The organism is Pedobacter nototheniae, assembly GCF_032678625.1.
GTDB lineage: Bacteria > Bacteroidota > Bacteroidia > Sphingobacteriales > Sphingobacteriaceae > Pedobacter > Pedobacter nototheniae_A.
In genome coordinates, this window is record NZ_JAVTSO010000009.1 from 24667 (window position 1) to 49068 (window position 24402).

The window sequence follows — 24402 nt, forward strand, 5'->3', positions numbered from 1 at the left end:
ACTGTTATTAATCAATCATTACACATTCACTAAACTTTTTCGTTTGCTTTTTCAATCGTAATAAAGCATTCTTATTATGAATAATAACCTCAAAAATTTTAGCACAGGTATTCTTGCGGCTGCCTTTGGTTTGGTAATTGTATTAACAGGTTCTGCTTTTAAAACAGAAAAGGCAAAAACTGGCACTTATACTTTCTTTTATAATGGAACTACGTTTGATAAGGCCAGTGTTGAAAACGAAAGCAACTGGGTTTATGATAGCAACGATGAAACTGTATGCGATGACAGGGCACAAAGTGCCTGTACCATTCAGGTTGATGAAAATTTTGTCAATACACCGTTAACTACCCCAACACTTAAATCATCAACTAATTTAAGCGCCAGCATCCATGCCACACTCGGAACAGCATTTGTAACAGGATCGGCAGATAGCAATATGTTAATTTACAATCGCTCTAATTAAATCGGAGAAGCAACGGCAGAATTGCTGCCGTTGCGCTCTTTAATTTTGTGGCATTCCGGTTTGCTGTATAATATCTGTAGGCAATGGCAGTGCATAATACCTCGAATCGGGCAAAATGCTGATGGTTTTCCCATTTACTAACCTGCTCATAATTATATTTCCACCTTCTTTATTGTATCTTTTTACATCAATCCACCTCATATTCCGCATTACCAGTTCTTTTCTTCTCTCCAACCGGATTTTATTTAAGGCATCTGATCTGTTTGTTGATGCAAGCGGTACAAAAGCTACCGTATTTTTCCATCTCTTTTTTAACAGCAAATTAAGATCGTCCATGCTACCTGGCACATCATTTAAGTATGCACGGCATTCTGCCCGTGTAATGTACAACTCATCGGTACTTAAACCGCTGAATAAGGTTGCTGCACTTGCGGCATAACTCCCCTTAAATACCTGATAACTTCCGCTTGCTTTAAAGAAAATGGTACGTCTTAAATCGTTTGCATTATAAGTAGCATACAAGTTGGTGTCAATCCTTGCAGAAACAGCATTATGAAGCCCAATAAAACTGAACATTTCTGAATAAAAAATAGTCTCCTTATTAAATTTTCTAAAAGGTACCGCAGCAACAGGACTAATAATCCCAGGATCAGCATTATAATCCATAAGCTGGCTGTTTAATTTTAATGCTTCACTACTATATTTCAAAGCCAAATCATACTGTCTTTTATATAAGTACGCACGGGCAAGCAAAGCGTATGCTGCTCCTTTTGATGGACGAAGCTGATGTATTGAATAATCGGGTAGGTAGTTTAAGGATAACAGTAAATCGTTTATAACCTGATCGTAACATTGTTTTACACTTGCTCTTGATGAAGGTTCATTAAAATCCGAATTGAGCCGCAATACAACCCCTAAATCTTTATCAGAAGTATTTTCATCATAGGCAAAGGCATACTGAGTTAATAAACCAAGAAAATAAAACGATCTGAAGAATAAAGCAGAACCCTTCACATTGTCCCAGGCTTGAGCATTTTGCTCATTCCGGTCAATCTTATTCAAAATATCCAGACTTAAATTTGTGTTATAAACCGCCAGATAGGAATAAGACCAATCGTTTCCATATAGGTATTCAATGGCTTTCCATACATAAATATCCTGCCCTAAAGTACCTGCCGCGTTATAACCCGCCAAAGTCAGGAAATAATCGTCGGCAGAGGTTTCCCCATAAGATGGCGTAGTTTTAATATTCATCAGTGTGGCATCATCCAGCAAGCTCTGGGCATCTTTTAAAGTATGCGGAATAACTAAAGTCGCATTTGATTTTACATCCAAATACTTTTTACAGCTGCTTATTGTTCCTATAATCAATAAAGCAAATATCAATTGATATATTATTTTCATCTTTTTTTATTTTAGAAATTTCCTCTTAAACCAAAACTAAACTGCTTAGCAGGCGGAACTACATCAGCATAATCGGGGTCGATATTTTCATTGCTTGCTTTCCAAATCAAACCACAGTTTTGTACTACAGTATATATTTCCAGGCTTCTGAAAGGAAAACGCCAGCCAGCAGTATTGAATTTATAATTCAGGTTAACATAATCAAGCCTGATGTTATCAGCCTTAACCGCATTTATGGTCGAATTTAAGTAGAACCCATCCCGGGCTGCATTAGCAGAATATATAAAGGCCGGTACATTTGTTAAAACCTCATCACCTGGCTTTTGCCAGCGTTTTTCATAATCTCCGTGCCCCTGTCCAAATGTGACCAGGTTATTGTAGTTTATGGATGGTTTTTTAACGTAATATCCTAAACGGTAAGAAAAGTTAAAGGAAAAACTAAACGCTTTATATTTTAGGGTATTGATAAATGAACCAAAAAAAGTTGGGCTTGCCGAACCTAAATATTCGAGGTTGTTTCCTGTTGCAAATGCTTCCATTTGCATGGCCCTGTAATCGGTACTTACCTTACCATTTAAATAACCTTGCGGATTTCCAAGCGCATCTAAACCCGCCCATTTATAAGCTGCTATTGCATACAGCGGCTTTCCTTCTACCGGCGTGATACTCGATCCTGCGGAAAGCAAAGCAGATAAATCTGAACCTTGCGAACGATAGTATTTAACGGTTTTGCTGGTATTGTAGTTAAAATATAAGTCGCTATTCCATTTAAATGCAGTAGTTGTTATATTCTGACTGTGAAATTCTGCATCAATGCCATACCCTTTCATATCGGCAATATTTCTAACCAATAGTTCCCTTCCACCCCATGTAGTATAATCATAAGGTGCCTGTCCGTACAAATCAGTACCTTTTTTTAAGTACCACGCAAAAGAACCACTTAACCTGTTATTTTGTGATGCAAAATCTACCTTCAAATTAAGTTGCGATAGCTGCTCCCATTTTAAGTTGGGATTATTAATACTCGTTACCCTTATGCCGGGCAATCCGGTTACCGGATAAGTAAGGTAAGAACCTATTGCTGAAGCCGTTTTGGTCAGGTCTACATTACCACTATACCCAAAAGTGGCTGATAATTTTAATAAGGAAAATCCTTTAAGGGTAAAAAACGATTCTTTTGATAAATCCCAGCCAATACCTGCTGACCAAAGTGGTTTCCATTTATCGTTGGTGTTGGCTCCGAAAATATTTGAACCATCCCTTCTAATGCTACCTGAAATAGAGTATTTACCTAAATAACTGTAAGACGCGTTTCCATATAAACTTACAAATCTATAATGTGTATGTAGTAAATTGTCTTCAGAACTGATCTGACTATAATTGCCGCCTAAAAATTCAGGGTAATTTGTAACGGCATCAATAAGCGAAAAATAAAGAGGATCTTCCTGATAGCCATACCTCGTTACGCCGCTGCCATGAGTGAGTACATTCCGTGCTTCCATTCCAATAATGGCATTTATAGCGTGTACATTAATATTTTTATTCAGGTTAAGCTGAAAACGTCCTGTTTGTGAAGCTATGTCGTTATCAATTACATTTTGTATTCCGCCCAAAGGCACAATATATTTTACCACGCCTGTTGTCCTGTTCAACTGGCTATAGGTGTTAATCCGATCTTTAGCCATGTAACTCTGCAAATCTGCAAAAGCCGTTGAAGTTGCATTTTGTTTCTGATACTGGTAACTTAGGTTTAAACTTAAATAACTTAACAACTGGTATTTTAAAGCAACACTCGCAAATAGTTCTTGTTGAACATTTTTAACCGTGTTGTGCTTATAGTCTTCAGCAGGGTAATATTTCCAATCCAATAATTTACCATTACCTGTCGTATCTGTATAGGTAGAACGGTAATTCTTAGCTACAGGTAAAGCATTTCCATTTGCATCTAAAAAAGAAAAGTATGGAATCATTCTGTTTCCAATGCCAATGCTTTTATAAACAGGCCGGCCAGATTTTGAATTGGATGAAGTAAAATATACGTTGGTTGTCAGATTCAATCGATCAAGCAGCTTAAAGTCGTTGTTTAGGCGCATATTGAGTTTATTGCCCGTGCCATAGGTTTCTCCCTTTAACTTATCGTAAGCAGCCGACAGGAAATAACTATTTTTATTCCCACCTCCTTTAATATTTAAAGCATATTGCTGCGTGACAGCTTTTGTATAAAAATTATCCAGGTAAGCCTGCTGCGTATTATTTTTCGCTAAATCAGTGAGCATATCTCCCGCTTGTGTTGCAGAAATTTTTCCACTACGCTGACGGAGTAAAATCTCTACAGCCGGGGTAAGTGCCTGAGAAGGGTTTTGTGTAATCTGGCTATCAAAAAAGCCACTGTTAAATAGCTTACGTTCAACATCAATATAATCTGCCGGGTTCATTTCTCTTACTGCAAAGAGGTTAGGCTTGGCCTGTACCAGTAAGCTGGCGTTAAAGCCAACCTGTAGCGGCTGATTTAATTTTCCTTTTTTAGTACTGATTACAATTACACCGTTTCCTGCTCTGGCACCCCAGATGGATGCGGCAGAAGCATCTTTCAAAATACTTACATTATCTACATCATTTGGATTAATGTTGCTGATATCGCCCTCGTAAATGTAACCATCTAAAATAATCAGCGGATCTAAAGGTCCGTTTATAGTTCCTAAACCCCTAATGCTGATGTTGAGATTATTTTGAGGATTGCCATTTGTTTTCCCTACATTAAAAAGTAAACCACTGCTCTGTCCCGCAAGTCTGTCTAAAATGTTTGTACCTGCTCTGTTATTTAGTGCCTGTTCATTAATTATAGAAACGGTTCCATTAATTTCATTTGGTTTAAGCGTTTGATAGCCTGTTTGCACGACAACTTCTTCCAATTGTTCAATTTTTGGAGACATTCTTATGCTTACAAAACCTGCATTGTATATGGGTTTAAAAATAGCAACATAACCTATAGCATTAAATTTCAGGGTATCTGGCAACGTTTTGATTTGAAAACTGAAATTGCCGTCTTCATCAGTTCCGGCCATTCCGTTTTTTGTAGTGCGTATGGAAACAGAAATTCTTTTTCCGTCTAAATCCGTTACTTTACCTTTTATGGTAAAGGGCAGTTTAACCTGGCTTGAAGCACTAAATACCATCAACAAAATAAATAATATTGAAAATGTTGCCGTATGAATGTATAGCCGGTTATTAAACCAACCGTTAAAATTATTCTTAAACATATTATCGTTGTTTTAGCGGTAAATTAATGGTCACTCCAGCAATCAGATTTTCTACATTTGCATAAGTAACCTGCTCCTGTTCAGTAACGGCTTTTATCCGGCCATCGGCCCCTATCCAGATGTAATGCGGAATTACATGAACTGGAAATAAAGATTTTAGGGTAGAATCGCCCAAAATTACCGGGATGGAAAAATCAGTAATTTCTTTTTTTTGCCTGGAAAGAAAAGCTTCAACTTTTGCCTTAGTATCTCGTGCTGAAGTATTCACCATTAATACCTGAAGATTTTTAGCATACTTTTTTTGGATGGAATCGGCATGAGAAAACCCCTTAATACAGCTTCCACACCAGGTTGCCCAAAAATCGAGGAGAATGGCTTTACCTTTAAAATCGGATAATTGTGCAGTGCTATCTTTATAGTTGAGCACTTTTTTAAAGAAAATTTCCGGCAAAGGATCTCCGATTTTGAAAGTTCTTTGATCATTCATCTGGGTTTGCGCTATCGCATTGGTTCCAAAAGTCATAAATGCCGTTACCATGCTGGTAATGAGGAGGTGTTTTTTTAGGCAAAGCGATGCCCGGGCGATTAAATTTGATATTTTTCGCATATGTTATTTGGTTAGTTTTAAAGAAAATTATAGAAACAGGTGCCTGATTTTTAGCAAAAGCAATCCAATCTCTATTAAAAAGGGTTACTTACAGGCAGGAAATCTGTTTCGAAAAAGGGATTTATAAAAATCGTCAGACTGGTTTTTTAATTATCAGTTTGAACAATTGTTTTTGCGATTGGATGGGATGTGGTAAACATATGGATGGAACTAAGGCTAAGCAAAAAACACAGCTGTACAACCCGTTTTTTACAGGCAGTGATAAAGAATTATTGCTGTTCAATCTGCTCATTACCTTTATTTTATAACACGAGTCTTGTTGGAATGCAATACACACTATAAATGTGGGCTGCACACCATACCTGCTAAAAGTTTCTGACGCCTTATGTAATATGGTTTTACAGCAGCCCCACATCTATTTAACATACAAAGTATATTTAGTAGATATGGGTATCAAAACTGCTGTCTTGTTCTACGGCGTCAGAAAATGCAGCTACAAGACTCGGATTAATACCTAAATGACTATAAATCAAATGTAAATATATTTTCCCGAATACGGTCTTAAATAACCGCAATTTTATTCACATTTATCTATTTTAAATACAGGCATATGAAATTGGCAGCAAGAGAAGTGTAAAAGTGATTGTTAAATCCTTAAAAGTTTAGAAAACGAACCATGGGGCCATTAGCTTCTGAAAAGAGGAGCGCCGCAGTACTTACAAAATTCGGCATCAGTATCATGTCCTTCCCTACTGCATGATGGACAAGATTCGGGTAGTTCTTTCTTTTGCCTGGAAGCCATGGCTAAATCATGGGTAAGAATACCCGTTGGAACAGCTATAATGGCATATCCAATTAACATAACAACAGAAGCTACAAATTTTCCGGTTGGTGTAACTGGCGAAATATCACCATAACCTACTGTTGTAATGGTAACAATTGCCCAATACACACTTTCGGGAATATTAGAAAAACCATTTTCACGCTTCTCTACCAAATACATTATAGAGCCCAAAATTACGGTCAGGGTTAAAACCGTTAATAAAAATATACTGATTTTTCTTACACTACCTTTTAACGCCTGGGTTAAAAAATTAATTTCTGTTAGGAAATGGCCCAGTTTAAAAATGCGAAAAACACGGAGCAACCTTAAAGCCCTGAAAACAAGCAGCGACTGTGCACCTACAAAAAAGATACTCAGGTAGGAAGGAATGAGCGCAATTAAATCTATTATCCCCAGCGGACTTAGCACATATTTTAATGGCTTACGGATGCAAACCAATCTTAAAATATACTCAATGGTAAAAAGGATAGAAAAAATCCATTCCAAATGGCTAAACAACCTGCCATATTGCTGATGAATGTGCACAACACTATCTAACATTACCACAACTATGCTGGCTAAAATAGCAATCAGTAAACCTACGTCAAAAGCTTTTCCGGCCGGTGTATTAGATTCGTAAATAACCTCATGCAGTTTAAAACGCCAGTCTTTGTCTTTGGATATTCCCATGGTATTGTTAACCAGAATGTATAATTAATTTGGTAAAGATAACAACACCTTGTTTAAGTTTATGTTTTAAAGATGCTGCCCCTCTCAAACAATAAACCTTTAACCACTGTTTTATCAAAGTATTAAATAAGATTGTTTGCGGGGCTTACGATTATAAAAAAATCAGAATAGAAAGAATATATTATGAAAGAAGAGCACATTAAAAATATAGCACGCATAGCTTTAGGCGCTGGCCTGGTGTTTGCGGGCATCAGTCATTTAAGTTTTGCCAGAAAACCTTTTCAGGCACAAGTTCCAGATTGGGTTCCGTTAAAAAAAGATGATACGGTTGTATATTCGGGTTTTGTAGAAATTGCAATGGGTACAGCGTTGGTATTGGCACCGGCAAAACAGCGCAAAACCATAGGTAAACTGGCTGCTGCATTATTTATTTCAGTATTTCCCGGCAACATTTCGCAGTTTACACACCATAGAAGTGCATTTGGTTTAAATACCGATGGCAAAAGATTTCTTCGTTTATTTTTTCAGCCGGCTTTGGTTTACTGGGCATTAAAAAGCACCGGAAAGGTAAACCACAAAAAATAAAAACAGGGCTAAAGTAATCAGCACATTTACAATTAATAAAATTTTATCTTTTATCAGGAATTGTTTTTTGTAAAGCCAATACAGGAAGAGCATTTGAAATAAGAGAAAGAAAAGCGATACCCAGAACGAATATTTATGGCTCTCCTGCCCCTCGCCAAAAATGGCAAATACGGCAAAGGCAATTAGCACAGAAAGAAAGAAGTAAAATGCAATATTCAGCACAATGGCGAGTAAATAGGTCAGTACTTTTTTCATAGCTGAATTTACATTTAATTTCAGTTATAAATCAAATATTCAGGCAAATTTATCTGCAGCTTTTATGTTTTGGTGGGTTTTCTTTTAATTGGTGTTATCACCAGCTAAATTTTAAGCTAACATTTAAAATTACTTATGAAGTATACTTTTCAAATCTACAATTTCAACAAACTTAAATTCAATAATAGAGTAACGGTCATCGATATATTCATCTGTGAACATTCGGTATGTTGGCCTAATTTTAAAACTTGTTATGCCTACTTTCATCTTATAGGTAATTTCTTCTGCCACTCTTCCAAAAGAATATCCCTCTGCCGATATATTTTTTAAATCAATCCAATAATTTAAGCTATTTTCTTTCCGGTTTATACTTTTAATGTACCATTTGTCGTAAAAGTCTTCTGCCCATGTGGGGAAACGTCTTAAAGCCGTAGAATCTATTGAAATAACTTTTCTTAACGAATCAATAGATTTAGATGTATATGGTTTTGATAACAAGTTAAGTTCAAATCTATTAGATCCTGCTCCAAACTTCGGGAAAAATTGAGGGTCTTCTTGAATATAAAATGCTTGACTTTCGATTTTACAATTGATGAATTTATAGTATTTGTTACCTGATTTAATAAGTAAATTAAAAACTAAAGGACTACTATAATCGGACGAAAATAATTGTTTACTTTTTTTTAGTAACTCTGTTGAGTTATTTATGATGTTTTTTACAGGTTTTTGAATTTCTTTAATTTCCAGTTTATTATTTTCTGGAAAAATGTAAAAAGTAAACATGAAATCTGCATCATCTCCAACTAAACTTCTATAGTTCTTATTAAATTTATAACGACTATTTAAAACATAAATCTCTTTTCCTTTTTCTGCCCTTGTTTTACAAAGTGTATAAATCGAACTATCTAAATTAATCGCAATATCTGTTTCAGTATTATTATTTGCTTGAGCAAATAAAGAAAACGAGCTAAAAAATAGCATTGCAAAAGTTATGGTTATTAATCTCATATATTTATAGCTTACATTTTATACGCTGACTAAGCGGTGTACCTGAGGTTTCTTATTCTGCTGCTAAAGTGTAAGAATTTTCTTGACCGCACTTTTAAACCAAGTTATATATTGCTCAGTTGCCATTTCAGCATGTTGTCCGTTCGGGTCAAAAATTTTGTAACGAATTTGTACATTTATATTGAATCCAATGATATTAATAAGGATAAAAATCAAGAGTATTAAAATCGATTTACTCATCATATTTTATATTAAAAGTTACTTACTATACTTGCCTTTTTTATCTATCAGGTCTTTTCCTGAACATTTCATGTTCTTAATTTATAACTATAATTTATATTTTAAGCGCTGACCCAATGGAGTAGACACTAACCACAAGCTAAGGTAAATGTTATGTTTTAGGTTATTGAACGTATAATTTGGCGTTATGAAGGTAGTAATTGTGGTTTTAAGTATATAATCTGAGGTCCCGGAATGCTCCGTTTACATTCTAAATACATATCTTGAGGTTTCCACAGCTGAGCAATTAAAGTTAATCCATCCGTTTAACACCTACCAACTAAATAACCGAAAAGAAAATTAAAATTAAATACAACTTCTAAAATAATAAGCCTTGTATTACTGCAAGGCTTATTTCATTTGGACAGTTACTTGGTTTTATTACCACTCCAAGGCATAAGTAATTGTTGGGGATAACACCAACCATTAGCTAAAAAGAAATATAAGATTGAGTAATTAAAAAAATAAAACAAAATATTATTTGACTGCTTTCAAAAATCACTTTTTACAACCTTCTCTACAACAGGGGGGCGATAAAAAAATCGGCTCCACATTTTAGTTGCGTTGTTCGCATCGCTGCTGGATTCAAACCCATTCAATGTATTTTAACCAGCAAAGCCACACGAAAAAGCTTCGTATGGCTTTATTCTTTCACCCATCTAACCTTTATAAATGCTAATTAATATATTCCGGATAAGTTTCTATTACTCCATAGTAGATTGTTTTAGGGTTTTTCTTTACTTGCTCAGCAAGTAAATGCGTCAATTCCGGAAGACTAAAAGTTAAAGTAGATTTATGATTAACTTCACCGGAATTGCATTTCCTTCTAGGATAAACAACATAAATGAATACAATGGTTTTTTTAATTGAACCCTTAATTTTAGGAAAAGTCATTTTTTTTAACGGGGAGAAGATATTGTAGAACTCATTAGAAATGTTATTTAAAGAACTTACCTCGGTAACTTGGTTAAGCTTATTTATATCCATTTTTATCATTGCATAATGCAATTCACAGTCCTTAAAGATGGAATCTAATTTTATACCATTTTTAGTAATTAGTTTGCCTACAGAATCTGTTTGTACTATATCTTGTGCCATTAATTTATTTCCAATAAAGATTATTAGTATAATGCAAAAAAGTGTATGAGTAATTCGTTTCATATTGTTATTGTTTTGTAGGGCATTTACTTCCTTTTGATCCATCTCTATATTCTGAATTAGCTAAATACATCTGGCCTACTTTATAAGGTTCGGCTAATTTATAGGTGTCATAATCAGGAGTACCCTCTAAGCCTCCCCATGCTAAAGCTAATGCATCTTCACCACTCATGTTTGGATAAATTTTTTGCATAGCTGCAGAAAATTTAGAAATATAAGGTTGCGAAGCCATTATAATGTGCTGTCCATTTTCATCTCCTACTCCATTTTTATAATCAAAATATGCATGTAAAGACTCATGTAAAATGGTAGCTGTTATATATTCTTGCGACGCATTTGGAAGAATTCCTGAATTTAATGTTATTGTAATATCCATTTTTGCTACAGAGCCGTTAGGATTCCTTACAGCTTTAGTGATTAGTGCACCTCCATCTGTGCCAGTATTAGCATAAATTTTATCTCCAAAATCTAAATTTATATCACTATTTTCTCCAAAAATACTATTTAAAGTTTCTTCCGCTGAGAAGTTAATACCTCTATCTAGTTCTTTCTGAACCATAGCTTTTAAACATGGATCGTTAACTTTATTTTTTATATCAGCAGGTTCCTCATCTGGTCCTATCGATGGCAGTGTAGGTTTTTTAGGTTCCGTTCCTTTTGGGTTGTTGGGATCAGGCACTACACCACCATTATCATCTACGGCCATTTGATTAGGTGTACAATATCGACCATAGGTATATCCTTTAATAATGGTTACACAAACTGGAGGACCAGCCGGTCCGCTTTCACCGCTAGCAGCGATACAGCTTGTACCATAAATTGGAATTTCGATGGTGTAACAAAACTCCTGCGAAGCGACCTGGATTCTTCCATCACCAAAATTATTCAGATTAATTTTTTCCTTTAAACCCGCGTTCATCGTTTCTCTATAACCTGCCTCTGTACCCTGGCTAATACCTTGTAATGCTTTGCCGGCGTCATACACCCACCCGTTCACAAAATTACCCTGTTTATTATAAAAGTAGATATAACCCGTAAAATTGTTTACTTGTTTGTAATGTACAGGCGCATTGGATATACTCGACATGTAATAACCATCGGTTATTTTACCTGTTTGCGTATCTTTAAATATCAATAGCTTAAACCTACTGGTTGATTGATAATCTTTCTTATCACCTTTCTTTAAAAAACTGTTTGTTATGAAAGCATTATCGGTAGTGTTCAAATCAACCTCGTAAACGGTTTTATCGTTTAATTGATTTACATAAATAGTATTCCAGTTTAGAACCATATCGGCAAATAAGATACTTTTTTGATCAAAGTTTTGGCTTTGCCAGGTTTTTAAAGCTTGAAGTTCGTCATTAGATAATTTCCCATTTACATTATCTTTTTTACAAGATGTTATAAATAAAAGTAAGGCTACAAAACAGAGCCCAATTGCCTTAAAAGGCAAAGAGTGTGCATTAATTTTTCTCATCAGTTTTAATAATCGTTAATTAATATTAGTAATTACTTTTAGGGATGATGATGGGGCGAAGATAATTCCATAATCAGAATGGAAAATCCGTATAAAGTATATTTTACACGAAAAAACCTCAATATAGGCTATAGAACTAATCAGCGAATATTATTGTTCAAAAATTTACATGAATTGTAAATTTCAAAATTTGTTTTTATTGATATTGAGAAATGGTAAAGATTAAAATGTTGCAACAGCCGAAGAAGTGAAATAATTTTCATAGCTGAATTTACATTTAATTTCAGCTATAAATCAAATATTCAGGCAAATTTATCTGCAGCTTTTATGCTTCGCTTTTTAGCCGGTTTCTTTCGTTTTTTAAGCCAGATGATAAAACCGGTAACGGGTAAACTTGCCGCGATTAAACCGGCCATAAAGGTTAGTATTTTACCGGGTAAACCCAGCAACTTTCCGGTATGCAGATCATAATTAGTAGCTTCAATTAAATCGGCACCATTATTATGGATATATAATTTTTCTCTTAACATTTTACCGTTTTCTTCTTTATAAAAAAAGGTGTTTTGTTTACGTGCCCAACTATAGGGATAAATCATTCTTAACCGCAGCTCTCCACCTGCCCTTAAAGAAAAATTGGTGGCTATAGCACCCGGATATTTAAGCCTGGCTACTCTATATATTTCCTGGTATCTTTCTGGCAGTAAGTTTAACTCAACAGGCTTGCTATCAATTACTTTATTACCAGCACTTAGTTTAGTACCTGTTAAAAAACTCGCTACCGTTTTTACCTCCTTAAAGGCGAAATATAATCCGCTTAATGCAGTAACCAGTAATACAATCGAAGCATAAAAACCCAGCACATTGTGCAAATCGTAATTTAATCGTTTAAATGATGCATTTCGTTTTATGGTAAGAGATTGCTTTAATAAACGCATTTGACCAGGGAACCAAAGAATTAATCCAGTTAGGAGCATCAGTACAAAAATTACCACAGACCACCGAATAATAAATTCGCCTGTTTTACCCAATAGTAAAGAGGTATGGATGTGTTGCACCACTTCCAGCCAATCTAATCCGCCTTTTTTTACCAATGCTGCCGTATACGGGTTGTAATAATACACCTGATTCTTTTTGGTTGTTACTTCAACTGTGGCATTGGCAATTTGCTCATTTATCCTGATGCCTCTGATCTTATCTTTGGTGGCCAGCTGGTCAAAATTGATAATAATTTTATCCAGCCCGGCAAAAGGTTTATTTTGCTCAGGAACCAGCCGAAATTCTTTTTGTGTAAGTGCCCTTATTTCTTCTTCAAAAACATACAGTGAGCCGGTTATGCCAATCACAATAACCACCAAACCAGTTGCAAGGCCAAGCCATAAGTGTATTTGCCTGATTGTGTTTTTGAATTTTCTTTTCATCACTGGTTAAAAAGCGTAACCTACAGCCAAGTTAAACCTACGGCCATTTCCCCTAACATAGTTAACATTACTGCCATAAAATTGCGATATGGCCGGATAGTAAACTTTATTCAACAAATTTTCTATACCTAAGGATACCCTTAAAGGCTGTATAACTTGATAAGCCGCAGCTACATTAAACAAATTAAATGCTTTTACAGGTCCTTCGCCTATTAAATACTTACCTGCAGCATTTGGTTTAAACCGGTCTCTGTTACCTACACGCATCCAGTTTACGTCGAGTGTTAGGTTTTTAATACCCGAATATTTAAGGTATACAGTTGTTTTTGAAGGAGGAATACGGGTGGTATTCAAATAAACATCTTTTTCACCATCAAATTTACCATCGTCATCTACATCGCCCTTGCCTTCTACCTGAGCATAATTACCACCCACGCTTAGCTCTTTTAAGAGTTGATAATCGGCCTGGATTTCGAAACCATATACTTGTTCAGGTATCCGTTGTGAAATATAGGTGCCATTTACTTCTAAAAGGTTTGCCCCCAACTTAGAACTACTATAATAATAAGCCGCGCTAAAGTTAAGGTTGCCAACAGTACTGCTAAAACCTGCCTCGTAATTGTTAACAATAATGGGTTTAGTTTCCAGTTGTGATAAGGTATTGCTTTTGGCAGCCCTTAATACCCTGCCCAATTCAAATACGGAGAAAGATTGTGCATAACTGATAAAAGGATTAAAATATTTATATTTTGAATAACGGGCACCTGCATTAAATACCAGTGCATTATAATTTAATTTACCACCTTTTACGGCAATGCTACCAGCGCCATTTGCACCTGTAGCCAAAGTATTAAAATCATCTACATTAATATTAATATTTTCTGCCCTTAAACCACCTTTAATCGTTAAATCATTAAATAAAGTTGTTGAAGCTTGTAAATAAGGTGCAAAATTAATCATGTTCATATCGGGCACCCATATCCGCCCGTCGGTTAAGCTTTGTGCGGTTTTATCGTTCATTAAATCCAGCCCATAGTTTAATTGCACCAACATTTGATCTGATACTTTTAATGGGGTATTTAAATTTACCCTGGCGCCTTTTTTAGTTGAAGTAATGGCAGATTGGCCACTACCGAAAAAAGAAGCTGAATTAGAATAAATGGTATAAAAATCCTGATAATATAAATTTGCCGTTAAATCGGTTTTACCGAAAATTTGCTGGTTAGTGTATTGTAAATTTACATTATGGTTGTATCGTGTACCTTCATCTTCTCCTTTTCTTACCCCATAAATACCAATTGCCGGAGATTGACGGTAAACTCCTTCTTTGGTGATGTAAAGAGAATGCTGCCTTGAACTGAAATAATTATACATCAGCTGTAACCGCTGCTTTTGAGTGAAATTATAACCCAGTTTAACAAAACCATTATAGGATTTGGTTTCTCCAAGGCCATATTCAGGCGAAATTACCAAGCCTTCTGCATCTCTGTATACTCCAGTTTTTTCATACATGCCACTTATCAGGAAATCCATTTTTCCGGTTTTTCCATACAGTTGCTGCGAGAAACGATATCCAATGGTACTATCTCCTTTCAGGTTACCGGTGATCCCGGCCTGAGAATAACCTCCAAAAGATTTTCCCTGGTCTGCTTTTTTAGTTATGTAATTAATCAATCCACCTTCTGCACCATTACCATAAATGGCTGTAGCACCTTTAATTACTTCAACGCGTTCTATAACGGAAGGATCGATGCTTCTGATGTCTCTTCCGCCCGCCCTTAAAGGGGTAGATTGTGGAATCCCGTCAATGAGGACCAATACATTTCTGCCCCTCAAGGTCTGTCCTGAGTTTCCGGTCTGATTTGTCGAAAAGCCTAAACCGGGTACACTATATGATAGAATATTGGCTAAATTAGGACTGATGGTAGATTGCGTATTGAGTTCCTTAGCAGTTAAAACCGTTACAGATGATGGCGTTTGTGATAAAGACTCCGGCCGGCGGCTGGCAGATACGATTACATCATTTAGTCCTTCACTCTGCTCTTTTAAAACGAAGGTAATTTTTGTGGTATCGTTTAACGCAACCACTATATTTTGCTCCAATTGATTAAAACCTGTACTCGAAACCCTGATTTGGTGTGTACCCGCCGGTATAGCCTGCAATAAAAATTCGCCTGATTTATTTGAAGTCGTTTTAAGGTTATATTTCCTGATTTGAATATTTGCATAGGGAATTTTATGACCTAAAGAATCTAAAACTACGCCACTGATACTGGCCTTATTGTTTTGCGCAAAAAGTGTTGCAGAAAATAAAATAAAAAGAACGACGGTAAAAAGCTTTATGTATAGCTGCTTCATGGATATAAATTTCCGCAAAGCTAACATTATTTAGACTTATTAAAAATAATAACGAATAAATTATAGTCTTTAAAAGAGTATCACTTAATTTTTTGATCAGATTTTATACGCTGAATAAATGCACAATAATTTTTACTCTAAATAAATGGGCAGGCTTATATTTTCCCATTCTAATAAAATGCCTTTTGGCGTAATTAAAAACCTCAATAGCTCCTGATTATCTTTTATTACAACAGGTTGCACTTCTACACGTAACTGATCTTGCTTTTCATCGTATTTAAATGCACCCCATTGTTTATCTACCTTATTAAATATGGCAATCCAGGCTGCATTTTCACGAGGTATTAAAAAAAATGCATAGGTGCCCGCCGGCAAGAGTTTTCCCTGCACGGTAATATCTTTGTCGGCATGAAAAGTTGTGGCTTCATTTGCGCCAGCTCTCCAAACGGAATCGTAAGGTACAAGGCCACCCCAAATTTTTCTGCCATTTACCGCTGGCCTGCTGTATGTAATGGTAATGTTTGTATTGGCTAATTTTGCCGTAACCGTATCGGGCAAACTTAGCCTTGGCTTTTTATTTTGTGCAAAACAGGTAACAGATATAACTGCCACAATCAGAATTATTAAAACACTTGCCTTTTTCATACTTTTTAGTTGAGTTTTTGGTCTTTTTTTTTTTATAACTGAAGACCACAACAAAAGTAAACGGCGTATAAGCTTTGCGCCTGTACAATTCTTCACTAATTCAGTAATATTGGGGTAAATGGTGTATAGTATCGGCCCGCTAAACAACTAAGCAAATTTCTTTCTGTACTCTGTAGGACTAAGACCTTTATATTTTTTAAATGCCCTGTTTAGGTGGCTTTCGTCAGTAAAATTTAATTCGTATGCAATTTCGTTAATGCGCATATCGCTATTTAGCAGTCTTGTTTCAATCAACCTGATTTTATAATTGGAAATATATTGCTGCAAGGTTTCGCCGGTTTGTTTTTTAAAATAACGGCCTAAATAACTTTCAGAAATTTTAAGGTTGCTGCTTATTTTTTCAACCCGCAGGTTTTCTTGTACAAAGATATTTTCCTGTATATAATGGAGGATGTCTAACACCGCTTCGCCGGTATTTTCTTTTACGTTTTTAGGCAGTTTTAGTGCAATATTTCTTGCCACAATTAGCAGCAATGTATTTACAATTTGCTGAATAATTTTGTTGCAGTACAGCTGCCCCAAATTAAGTTCTTTTTGTATACAATCTACCAAAGCCGCTACCACGGGTTTATCTACAGTGTTTTTTAAAATGCAGCCTGGTCTGTGACTTGCATTTTGTAGAATGTATTCCATTCGCTGCACCCAGTCATTATCCTTATTTGTTTTTGGCTTAATGTAGGTATCGTCAAAATGGAGAAAAAAAAACGTTGTTGTGCTGCTAATATCAAAAGAATAACTATCTGCTGGCGTAATTAAAAACATATTTCCTTTACGATAAGTAAAGTTATGTTGGTTCATGGTTTGCACGCCTGTTCCTTCTACAATATAAACCAGTTTAAAAAAATTATTTTTGTAAACTGCCTTAGGAAATATGTCTATTTTTTTAAATTCAGTTTCAAATGGTTGATATAAATGTTCTCTTGCCATATATAATTAAAGATACTCATAAAACCCAAAAACATAGGGCTGTTAAAATTTATCGGCGGTACCATCAATAAGTCGTTTCTTGACGTAATGAAGTTTTTTTAAGGATAATAAATATAGCGGGATGCATTCTGTGGCGATCACCTGTTCTCAGTTTTCTTGTTTCTCGGTACTGTGTTCTATTTTCTTTGCATGAAAAATATCTTTACCGAAATTATAGGTAAAACTAAGGTTGGCTCTTGCCCCAATTGTTTTTCGTTCAAAATCGAGCAAAACACCATTGCCGTCTCTTAAAAAACTCCACTTACGTGTAGCAAAAATATCCCTGCCGCTAAGAGACAAAGTAGCTTTATTTTGAAAAAGATTTATTTTACCACCTGCATCTATCCCAAAGCTACCATCATTTTGATCTTGTGCTGTCTTATAAGGTGCCTGGTAATTACTGCGGATTTGAAATGAAATATTTTTCACAACCGAAAAATTATTAGTGATATTGGCGTTCCAGCTAAAGCCACTGCTTTTACTAATGTTAAACTGTGGGGCCGCGTTGGTTTCATTTTCATACAAATTTGCATTGACAAGAAAATTCCAGGTTTTTGCCACGTTAAACCGACTGATGATTTCGAGTCCTTCCGTATAGGCATGTGTTATATTAGTCGAAGTAGTGGTAATAATTCCATTTTCGGGTTCACTTTCTACATGTGCAATAAAGTTATTGGTTATCCGGTAATATATACTCGAAGTGAAATTAATTTTATCCCAGTTTTTATTATAACCCAATTCAAAGGCATGTATATCTTCCGGTAAAATATTTGGATTGCCTACATCGTAATTTACAGGATCTGAAATATCCGGAATCGGGCTGTAATTTCTGGGTGTTGGCCGGGTTACCCTGCAGGCATAACTTAATTGTAATTGCTGGTTATTTTTTAATTTTTGCGTTAAGGTAATGCTCGGGTACAATCGTTTATTTAGCACTTTAACGGGTGTGCTTAAAGGTTCGCTATTGTTAGTATATCCATTCACAAAACCGTTTAGGTTAGCATACTCGCCCCTTAAACCAACCAGGTAGCTAAAATCTTTAAGCTGGCTTTTATAATCTATGTAAAGTGCATGTATTTGGTTATGGCTGTTAAAATAAGCGCTGTAAGGATAATATTCCGTGTAGGTATTAACCGTTTTATCAAAGCTATATACGTTTTGGTTTCTTTCATCAAACCTTATCTGACTGCGATAGCCAGCGTTTAAATTTCCTTTCCCTATGGGTAAGGTGTAATCAACTTGTACATTGTAGTACCGGTTAAGATTATGATTAAAAGGATGAATTTTAATTAGATCATAAGAATTAGCAGGCCTATTCAGATTATAAATGTTGGAAATAAAATTTTGATCGCTCACCCCGCTCCCATGTGCATAACCAATACTAAAGCTTAGTTCTTCTTTGGGCTTTTTAAATGTTTTAATAAAATCAAGGTTTACATTATAGGTATCGCCTTTGGCTGCTGTGGTATTATCATTATAAATAAGCTGTAAAGGCATTCTGTCTGCATCGTATTGTTTAATATCTAAAAATTCACTTTTGTTAATATTACTGGAATTGTAACCGCCCGAGAAGCTCAGCAGGCTTTTAGGATTAATATAATAATCAATCCCTAATTTTATATTGTTGGCATTTGTAAGCGTGACTGAAGGAAAGCTTTCATCAGAAAAAATAACATTACCTGGATTTAAATAGGTAATATTCTGATATCCATTACTAAATACATTACTCCGCTGGTAGTCGTAATTTGTATATACATTAAGCTTGTTGTTTTCGAAACTTAAATTAATTCCGCCTGTATAGTTGTTGCGCGTACCAGCCGAAGCACTTGCTGAACCATTGAATCCTAACTTTTGATTTTTCTTTAAAATAAGATTAATAATACCTGTTGCTCCTTCTGCATCGTACTTTGCAGAAGGGTTGGTTATAAGCTCTATACTTTCTATTGAACCTGCCGGAATGGATTGAAGTATTTGAGTTACATCTCCACCGGCAATTAATGAAGGTTTTCCATCGATTAATATATTTACTTTGGAAGAACCACGTAAATTTACACTGCCATTTCCATCAATACTAATGGTGGGTATATTTTGCAATAAATCAGTCGCGGTACCACCTTTGCTTACCAAGCTTTGTTCTACCAAAAATTTCTTTTTACCAATGCTGATTTGGTCCTTATTTTTTTCGGCGGTTATGGTTACTTCCCTAAGCAGATTATTTTCTGATAAACTCATTTTAATGTTGCCAACATTGATGTTTGTGTTTTCTGCCGAAAGTAGAAGGCTATCTTTAATGATGGTATTATAGCCAATATAACCTGCTTTAATTTGGTAAACACCCATAGTTAAATCAGTTAAGGCAAAAGCACCAAGTGCATCTGTTTGGGTATTTTTAATCAACAAATTTGTTTTATCATTGAATAATGATACTGTTGCAAAGGGAATGTTTTCAGCTGTTTTGGCATCTTTTAATGTGCCTATAATTTTCCCGGTATTTTGTGCCGCTGAATGTAAAAATCCAATTAATATAAACAGCAAAGATATACCAGCTTTAAATGTATTTTTCATTAATGTTGTGTGTTGCCTCTTTTGCCTATTCATAAAAAGCAACACAAAAATACATGCTGAATAAGGGCTGTTCCCTGTACATTTATTCACTTAATCAGTACAATATCCCGTAAATTAAAGTCGAAAATTAATTTATTTTTAAAGAAATGTAACTGGAAAATCAGAAATTAATTGAGTAATAGTACCACACTATCTATCTATTCTTTAGCTCAAAACACTGGCTTTTTTAGTGTTAAATAGATAATCAATTTCAAAATAACGCCTATTCTATCGAAGAATAGTTCTATTACAGGGGGCTTTTTTTCTTTATATTTAAATTTTTCAAATTAAATAGTAATATCATTTATCATCAAGCAGAGTGAAAATCTATAATCAGTAAAAGGAGTGAAAAAAGTAAATAATTTTGTTTTATATGATTGGAAAACCATAAGCCAAATAACCTGTTTTTTCTTACTTTTAGTATCTGTTCTTTTTGTTGCGTTCAACATTTCTTATTTGGCCATGCTGTGGCAAGGTATCCAAAAAACAGCTGAAACAAGCGGAGAAATATATGAAAGAAAAGAGGTTTTAACTACCACACAAACTATAGGCAAAGGAAATATAACCCGCCTAAATAAAATTCAGTTTAAATATAGTTTTATTGTAAATGGTATTGTTCATGTCGATTCTTGTTTTTTAGGCCATTCCTTTATTAATTCGTCTGTATTAACGCATCTTCAAACCTACAAACTACCCATCAGCGTAAAAATAAGATATAATCCCAGCAGGGTAAATGAAAGTGTATTATGGTTGCCATAGGTTTTGTAATCGAATACGATCAGCGTGTTTATTTTTATTTTTTTCCTTTGGTTGCTGTTATCACCATACCAAAGCATACATATAAAGCATAAATGGTTAGTGATAACACCAACCATAAGCTAATTAGATATTTTGCCGATGTTACAATCCTTTAGCGGAAAGCAACATATCGCGTACCTTATCATGTACCTCTTGAATTTGAATTTCATCAGAATTGCTTAATATTATAATGCCCAATTTCTTTTCAGGAATTAAAGTAATTACACTCCTGTAACCCAAATCTCCCCCGTCGTGCGTATAGTTCATTAATCCTTTATAGGGATACATAAACCAGCTTATTCCTACAGCTGTTTGTTGCTTGGCATCTATGGTAAAAGTTGGTGTAAACAAAGTTGCATGCGTAGCAGGAGAAATAATCTGCTTGTTTTTATACTGCCCTCCATACATATTGGCAATTGCCCAATGCGATAAATCGACCACGCTTGAATTTAAGGTAGAGCTTGGCGCATGCATTCTGTTGTATGGATAAATGGCACTTACTTTTTGTGGCTTACCCGTATGTGGAGTCGTACGCAGGTTTTCTTTTACCTCAGGATAATAAAAGCTGCTCTCCTTCATTTCCAACGGAGTCAGGATATTTTCTTTTACATAATTTTCAAAAGAAACACCTGAAACCTTCGCTATCAAGTCACCTAAAACATCAAACGCCATATTGCTGTAATGAAATTCTGCACCCGGCTTACTAATCATTTCTTTATCAGTCAGGCTTCGGGTGTACCGTTCGGCTGCGTCATTATCTGCTATTCCTTTTTCCCACTCATAATCTTCTACATCAGGCATACCAGAGGTATGATTGAGCATTTGCTTAATGGTAATTACCTTGTAACGCTCATCCTTTAGCTTAAAATAAGGAAGGTAAGTAATTAAAGGTTTATTAATGTCAATTTTTCCCTTTCCTGCAAGCTGCATGATGGCTGTTGCTGTAAATGTTTTGGATATGGATGCCACATGAAAGTTGTTCCACGGCTTTAACTTTTCTTTGGTAAGTGCATTAACTACTCCAAAACCATTGCTGTATACTACTTCCTGTCCGCTGGTTATCGCTATGGCAATACCAGGAATGCCTCCGGTATCAATTATTGATTGAAGATAAGTTTCAACCTGATGAAAATTTTTAGTGTCGACCTGAGTAGGCTGACCAGATTTTTTACAGCCCAGGCCAATTATTAAAGCAGTTGTAATTATCCAAAAACACGATTTTCTTATAGTCATTATTTAATATTTTAATTTAATAATAGGACACCCTTAAAGTGCTTTACCCTTATTTTAAACTGAAATATTTTTGGTTGATGTTATCACCATACCAAAGTAGAAAAGTGAAATGTTTGATGAAAACACCTAACAAAAAGTTGTTTTTTTTGAAAATTGACTTTTATTTTTTTTGCATAGCTGCAGAAAATTGAGAAATATCAGGCGTGAAGCCATCGTAAAATGACCGATGTTTACATCGATCATAAACTAATTTAATGAGGCTGTTAACCATTTGTTAACTTAAAAATACTAAAAATTAAATATTTAATACATTTATTTGTACTCAAAATAATCACCTCTACACCTAAATTATCGATGGAAAACACTACTGTGCTAAATACAATTACGGATCTATTAAAAGGTACGTTATATTTTAGCGAATCCGAATCGCCCTTTACTGTAAATAACTGGGGCCAGGTTACTAAAACTGATTTAACAGGTAAAATTGCCGCCATAACCAATGCTGCACCCGAACAGCTGAAAACCATAAATATTGATGTATTCTTCGAACATCTAACCTCGAAAGCAGATCCTGCTGACCTAAATATGGTTAAAAATGCAGCTAAACTACGTACTTTTTATGAGTACCTTAAAAAGAACCTTACTGATCTTCAGGTTACCCGCGCCGAAACCGGCTCTCGTATCCCAATCATTATTAGCGGCTATTTATCAGATGGCAGTTGCATTGCCGTACAAACACAAGCGGTTGAAACTTAAAAATCTTAACAAACTATAATTTAAAAAATCATCTCTACAACAATGAAAAGACTAAAACAATTAGGCTTTATGGCCGTATTTTGCCTGAGCCTTGCTGCCTGTAAGAAAGAAAGTATTACGGAAACAGAAAACCAGGGAATAAACAATAAAGACCTTAGTGGCATCACCAATCAAAGTATCCAGGCGCAAGTGGTAGCTGGCTTTCCGGAAGGTTTTGAAAGTGCAACAAAAGGCAGTTATGCCAGCGGGTCGGTTACCCTGGGTAGTGGCAGCTGGACTTTAGACGATGCACTAATTGGAAATTTAGCTGCCGATGCAAAAAATGGCAGCCAATCGGTACGTATTCGTAATACCGGAACACTTACAATGAATTTTGATGTTAATGGTGCAGATGTAGTTACCATTGCACATGCAAAATATGGTACCGATGCTAACAGTACCTGGCAATTATGGTATTCTGTTAACGGTGGTTCAAGCTGGCAACAAGTTACGGGCACTATAACAAGTAGCGCAACAAGTATTAGCACCGCAACTTTTAATACCGCTATAAGCGGAAATGTACGTTTCCAGATTCGTAAAGTCAGCGGTGGAACGGCCCGAATTAATATTGATGACATTAGTATTTCTTCCGGTGGTGGCACAACTACCCCACCAGTAATTAGCCCTGGAGATAACAGCCACATGTTAATGGGCAATCCAAGTAATGCGGTTAGCAGTACTGCTTATCCTGAAAATTATTTAATGGAACGCACTTATTACGTAAGCTCTTACAGCAAAAGCAGGGGTACGCCAAACTGGGTAAGCTGGCACATTGGTTCAACCGATTTAGGGTCAACCTCACGTCAGGATGATTTCCGTGCAGATAATACTTTGCCTTCGGGTTGGTACCAGGTATCAAACAGCAGTTATTCTGGCTCAGGTTTTGACCGTGGCCACAACTGTCCTTCAGGAGATCGCACATCGTCTGTTGCGGCTAATTCTTCAACTTTTTTAATGACCAATATGATTCCACAGGCTCCAAATAATAATCAAGGTCCGTGGGCAGATTTAGAGAACTACACCCGATCATTGGTCACCGCTGGCAACGAGGTATATGTAATTTGTGGTTCTTATGGTTCGGGAGGTACAGGAAGCAATGGTGGTACTACTTATACAATTGATAACGGAAAAATTACGGTACCATCAAATGTATGGAAAGTAATTGTTGTATTGTCAAACGGCAACAATGATTTAAGCAGAGTTACCTCCAGTACACGAGTAATAGCTGTAAATATGCCGAACATAAATGGGTTAAATACCAACTGGAAAACTTTCCGTACGAATGTAAATTCTATAGAAACTGCAACCGGATACGATTTACTATCTAATGTTCCAACTGCTATTCAAAACGCAATTGAATCTGTAACAGATAATCTATAATTGCGAATAGATTGGATAATATGCAAATGTATAATTTTTAATGTTGCTCCAAATAATGTATAAATAAGAAAGGCTGTAGATATGAATCTACAGCCTGCTTATTTTTAAGATTTTTAACATCGTACTAACATAATGT

Annotated in this window: 19 protein-coding genes; 5 read left to right on the top strand and 14 right to left on the bottom strand. The window is 35.5% G+C overall.

Annotated features, from left to right (window positions below):
* The first annotated feature begins 76 nt into the window (after positions 1-76).
* Positions 77-463 (top strand): hypothetical protein, encoded by a 387-nt coding sequence (locus R2Q77_RS19655; protein WP_316805413.1) that lies wholly within the window; start codon positions 77-79, stop codon positions 461-463.
* 39 nt (positions 464-502) lie between these two features.
* On the opposite strand, the gene R2Q77_RS19660 is transcribed toward R2Q77_RS19655, so the two are convergent.
* From R2Q77_RS19660 to R2Q77_RS19675, 4 genes are all read right to left on the bottom strand, one after another.
* Positions 503-1867, bottom strand: coding sequence for a RagB/SusD family nutrient uptake outer membrane protein (locus R2Q77_RS19660; protein ID WP_316805414.1), 1365 nt, complete (start codon positions 1865-1867; stop codon positions 503-505).
* 11 nt (positions 1868-1878) lie between these two features.
* A complete protein-coding gene (locus tag R2Q77_RS19665) occupies positions 1879-5127 on the bottom strand; it encodes a SusC/RagA family TonB-linked outer membrane protein (protein ID WP_316805415.1) in 3249 nt (1082 codons plus the stop codon).
* 1 nt (position 5128) lies between these two features.
* On the bottom strand, positions 5129-5734 hold the full coding sequence (locus R2Q77_RS19670) for a TlpA disulfide reductase family protein (protein ID WP_316805416.1): 606 nt from the start codon (positions 5732-5734) through the stop codon (positions 5129-5131).
* Positions 5735-6419: 685 nt separating this feature from the next.
* Complete coding sequence (locus R2Q77_RS19675; protein ID WP_316805417.1) at positions 6420-7247, bottom strand: ion transporter; 828 nt, start codon at positions 7245-7247, stop codon at positions 6420-6422.
* A gap of 183 nt (positions 7248-7430) precedes the next feature.
* On the opposite strand from R2Q77_RS19675, the gene R2Q77_RS19680 reads away from it, so the two are divergent.
* On the top strand, positions 7431-7832 hold the full coding sequence (locus R2Q77_RS19680) for a hypothetical protein (protein ID WP_316805418.1): 402 nt from the start codon (positions 7431-7433) through the stop codon (positions 7830-7832).
* Here R2Q77_RS19680 and R2Q77_RS19685 read toward each other — a convergent pair.
* The 9 genes from R2Q77_RS19685 to R2Q77_RS19725 all read right to left on the bottom strand — a co-directional run bounded on the left by R2Q77_RS19685 (position 7797) and on the right by R2Q77_RS19725 (position 20021).
* The gene (locus tag R2Q77_RS19685; protein ID WP_316805419.1) at positions 7797-8087 is read right to left on the bottom strand and encodes a hypothetical protein; all 291 of its coding nucleotides are present in this window, start codon (positions 8085-8087) and stop codon (positions 7797-7799) included. The two genes, R2Q77_RS19680 and R2Q77_RS19685, sit on opposite strands and share 36 nt — an antisense overlap.
* A 129-nt stretch (positions 8088-8216) precedes the next feature.
* A complete protein-coding gene (locus tag R2Q77_RS19690) occupies positions 8217-9095 on the bottom strand; it encodes a hypothetical protein (RefSeq protein WP_316805420.1) in 879 nt (292 codons plus the stop codon).
* Positions 9096-10049: 954 nt separating this feature from the next.
* Positions 10050-10535 carry a hypothetical protein gene (locus R2Q77_RS19695; RefSeq protein WP_316805421.1) on the bottom strand — a complete coding sequence of 162 codons (486 nt, stop codon included), beginning with the start codon at positions 10533-10535 and terminating at the stop codon, positions 10050-10052.
* 4 nt (positions 10536-10539) lie between these two features.
* On the bottom strand, positions 10540-12009 hold the full coding sequence (locus tag R2Q77_RS19700; protein WP_316805422.1) for a hypothetical protein: 1470 nt from the start codon (positions 12007-12009) through the stop codon (positions 10540-10542).
* Between the two features lie 302 nt (positions 12010-12311).
* Positions 12312-13427 (bottom strand): PepSY-associated TM helix domain-containing protein, encoded by a 1116-nt coding sequence (locus tag R2Q77_RS19705; protein WP_316805423.1) that lies wholly within the window; start codon positions 13425-13427, stop codon positions 12312-12314.
* A 6-nt stretch (positions 13428-13433) separates the two neighbouring features.
* Positions 13434-15785, bottom strand: a complete 2352-nt coding sequence (locus R2Q77_RS19710; protein ID WP_316805424.1) for a TonB-dependent receptor — start codon at positions 15783-15785, stop codon at positions 13434-13436.
* 132 nt (positions 15786-15917) lie between these two features.
* Complete coding sequence (locus R2Q77_RS19715; RefSeq protein WP_316805425.1) at positions 15918-16430, bottom strand: DUF2911 domain-containing protein; 513 nt, start codon at positions 16428-16430, stop codon at positions 15918-15920.
* A gap of 147 nt (positions 16431-16577) precedes the next feature.
* Positions 16578-17417 (bottom strand): AraC family transcriptional regulator, encoded by an 840-nt coding sequence (locus R2Q77_RS19720; protein ID WP_316805426.1) that lies wholly within the window; start codon positions 17415-17417, stop codon positions 16578-16580.
* A gap of 147 nt (positions 17418-17564) precedes the next feature.
* The gene (locus R2Q77_RS19725) at positions 17565-20021 is read right to left on the bottom strand and encodes a TonB-dependent receptor domain-containing protein (protein ID WP_316805427.1); all 2457 of its coding nucleotides are present in this window, start codon (positions 20019-20021) and stop codon (positions 17565-17567) included.
* A 384-nt stretch (positions 20022-20405) separates the two neighbouring features.
* Between R2Q77_RS19725 and R2Q77_RS19730 the strand changes: the two genes are divergently transcribed.
* On the top strand, positions 20406-20819 hold the full coding sequence (locus tag R2Q77_RS19730; protein WP_316805428.1) for a hypothetical protein: 414 nt from the start codon (positions 20406-20408) through the stop codon (positions 20817-20819).
* 141 nt (positions 20820-20960) lie between these two features.
* Here R2Q77_RS19730 and R2Q77_RS19735 read toward each other — a convergent pair whose 3' ends face one another.
* A complete protein-coding gene (locus R2Q77_RS19735) occupies positions 20961-22091 on the bottom strand; it encodes a serine hydrolase domain-containing protein (RefSeq protein WP_316805429.1) in 1131 nt (376 codons plus the stop codon).
* A gap of 354 nt (positions 22092-22445) precedes the next feature.
* On the opposite strand from R2Q77_RS19735, the gene R2Q77_RS19740 reads away from it, so the two are divergent.
* Positions 22446-22847, top strand: a complete 402-nt coding sequence (locus R2Q77_RS19740; protein WP_316805430.1) for a nuclease A inhibitor family protein — start codon at positions 22446-22448, stop codon at positions 22845-22847.
* Between the two features lie 42 nt (positions 22848-22889).
* Positions 22890-24266 carry a DNA/RNA non-specific endonuclease gene (locus R2Q77_RS19745; protein ID WP_316805431.1) on the top strand — a complete coding sequence of 459 codons (1377 nt, stop codon included), beginning with the start codon at positions 22890-22892 and terminating at the stop codon, positions 24264-24266.
* Positions 24267-24402: the final 136 nt, after the last annotated feature.

Bases quoted from the DNA above. Each gene is read 5' to 3' on its own strand.
- R2Q77_RS19685 (WP_316805419.1), bottom strand. From the start codon at position 8,087: ATGAAAAAAGTACTGACCTATTTACTCGCCATTGTGCTGAATATTGCA.
- R2Q77_RS19660 (WP_316805414.1), bottom strand. From the start codon at position 1,867: ATGAAAATAATATATCAATTGATATTTGCTTTATTGATTATAGGAACA.
- R2Q77_RS19720 (WP_316805426.1), bottom strand. From the start codon at position 17,417: ATGGCAAGAGAACATTTATATCAACCATTTGAAACTGAATTTAAAAAA.
- R2Q77_RS19705 (WP_316805423.1), bottom strand. From the start codon at position 13,427: ATGAAAAGAAAATTCAAAAACACAATCAGGCAAATACACTTATGGCTT.
- R2Q77_RS19690 (WP_316805420.1), bottom strand. From the start codon at position 9,095: ATGAGATTAATAACCATAACTTTTGCAATGCTATTTTTTAGCTCGTTT.
- R2Q77_RS19740 (WP_316805430.1), top strand. From the start codon at position 22,446: ATGGAAAACACTACTGTGCTAAATACAATTACGGATCTATTAAAAGGT.
- R2Q77_RS19715 (WP_316805425.1), bottom strand. From the start codon at position 16,430: ATGAAAAAGGCAAGTGTTTTAATAATTCTGATTGTGGCAGTTATATCT.
- R2Q77_RS19665 (WP_316805415.1), bottom strand. From the start codon at position 5,127: ATGTTTAAGAATAATTTTAACGGTTGGTTTAATAACCGGCTATACATT.
- R2Q77_RS19655 (WP_316805413.1), top strand. From the start codon at position 77: ATGAATAATAACCTCAAAAATTTTAGCACAGGTATTCTTGCGGCTGCC.
- R2Q77_RS19700 (WP_316805422.1), bottom strand. From the start codon at position 12,009: ATGAGAAAAATTAATGCACACTCTTTGCCTTTTAAGGCAATTGGGCTC.
- R2Q77_RS19745 (WP_316805431.1), top strand. From the start codon at position 22,890: ATGAAAAGACTAAAACAATTAGGCTTTATGGCCGTATTTTGCCTGAGC.
- R2Q77_RS19695 (WP_316805421.1), bottom strand. From the start codon at position 10,535: ATGAAACGAATTACTCATACACTTTTTTGCATTATACTAATAATCTTT.
- R2Q77_RS19680 (WP_316805418.1), top strand. From the start codon at position 7,431: ATGAAAGAAGAGCACATTAAAAATATAGCACGCATAGCTTTAGGCGCT.
- R2Q77_RS19675 (WP_316805417.1), bottom strand. From the start codon at position 7,247: ATGGGAATATCCAAAGACAAAGACTGGCGTTTTAAACTGCATGAGGTT.
- R2Q77_RS19725 (WP_316805427.1), bottom strand. From the start codon at position 20,021: ATGAAAAATACATTTAAAGCTGGTATATCTTTGCTGTTTATATTAATT.
- R2Q77_RS19710 (WP_316805424.1), bottom strand. From the start codon at position 15,785: ATGAAGCAGCTATACATAAAGCTTTTTACCGTCGTTCTTTTTATTTTA.
- R2Q77_RS19670 (WP_316805416.1), bottom strand. From the start codon at position 5,734: ATGCGAAAAATATCAAATTTAATCGCCCGGGCATCGCTTTGCCTAAAA.
- R2Q77_RS19735 (WP_316805429.1), bottom strand. From the start codon at position 22,091: ATGACTATAAGAAAATCGTGTTTTTGGATAATTACAACTGCTTTAATA.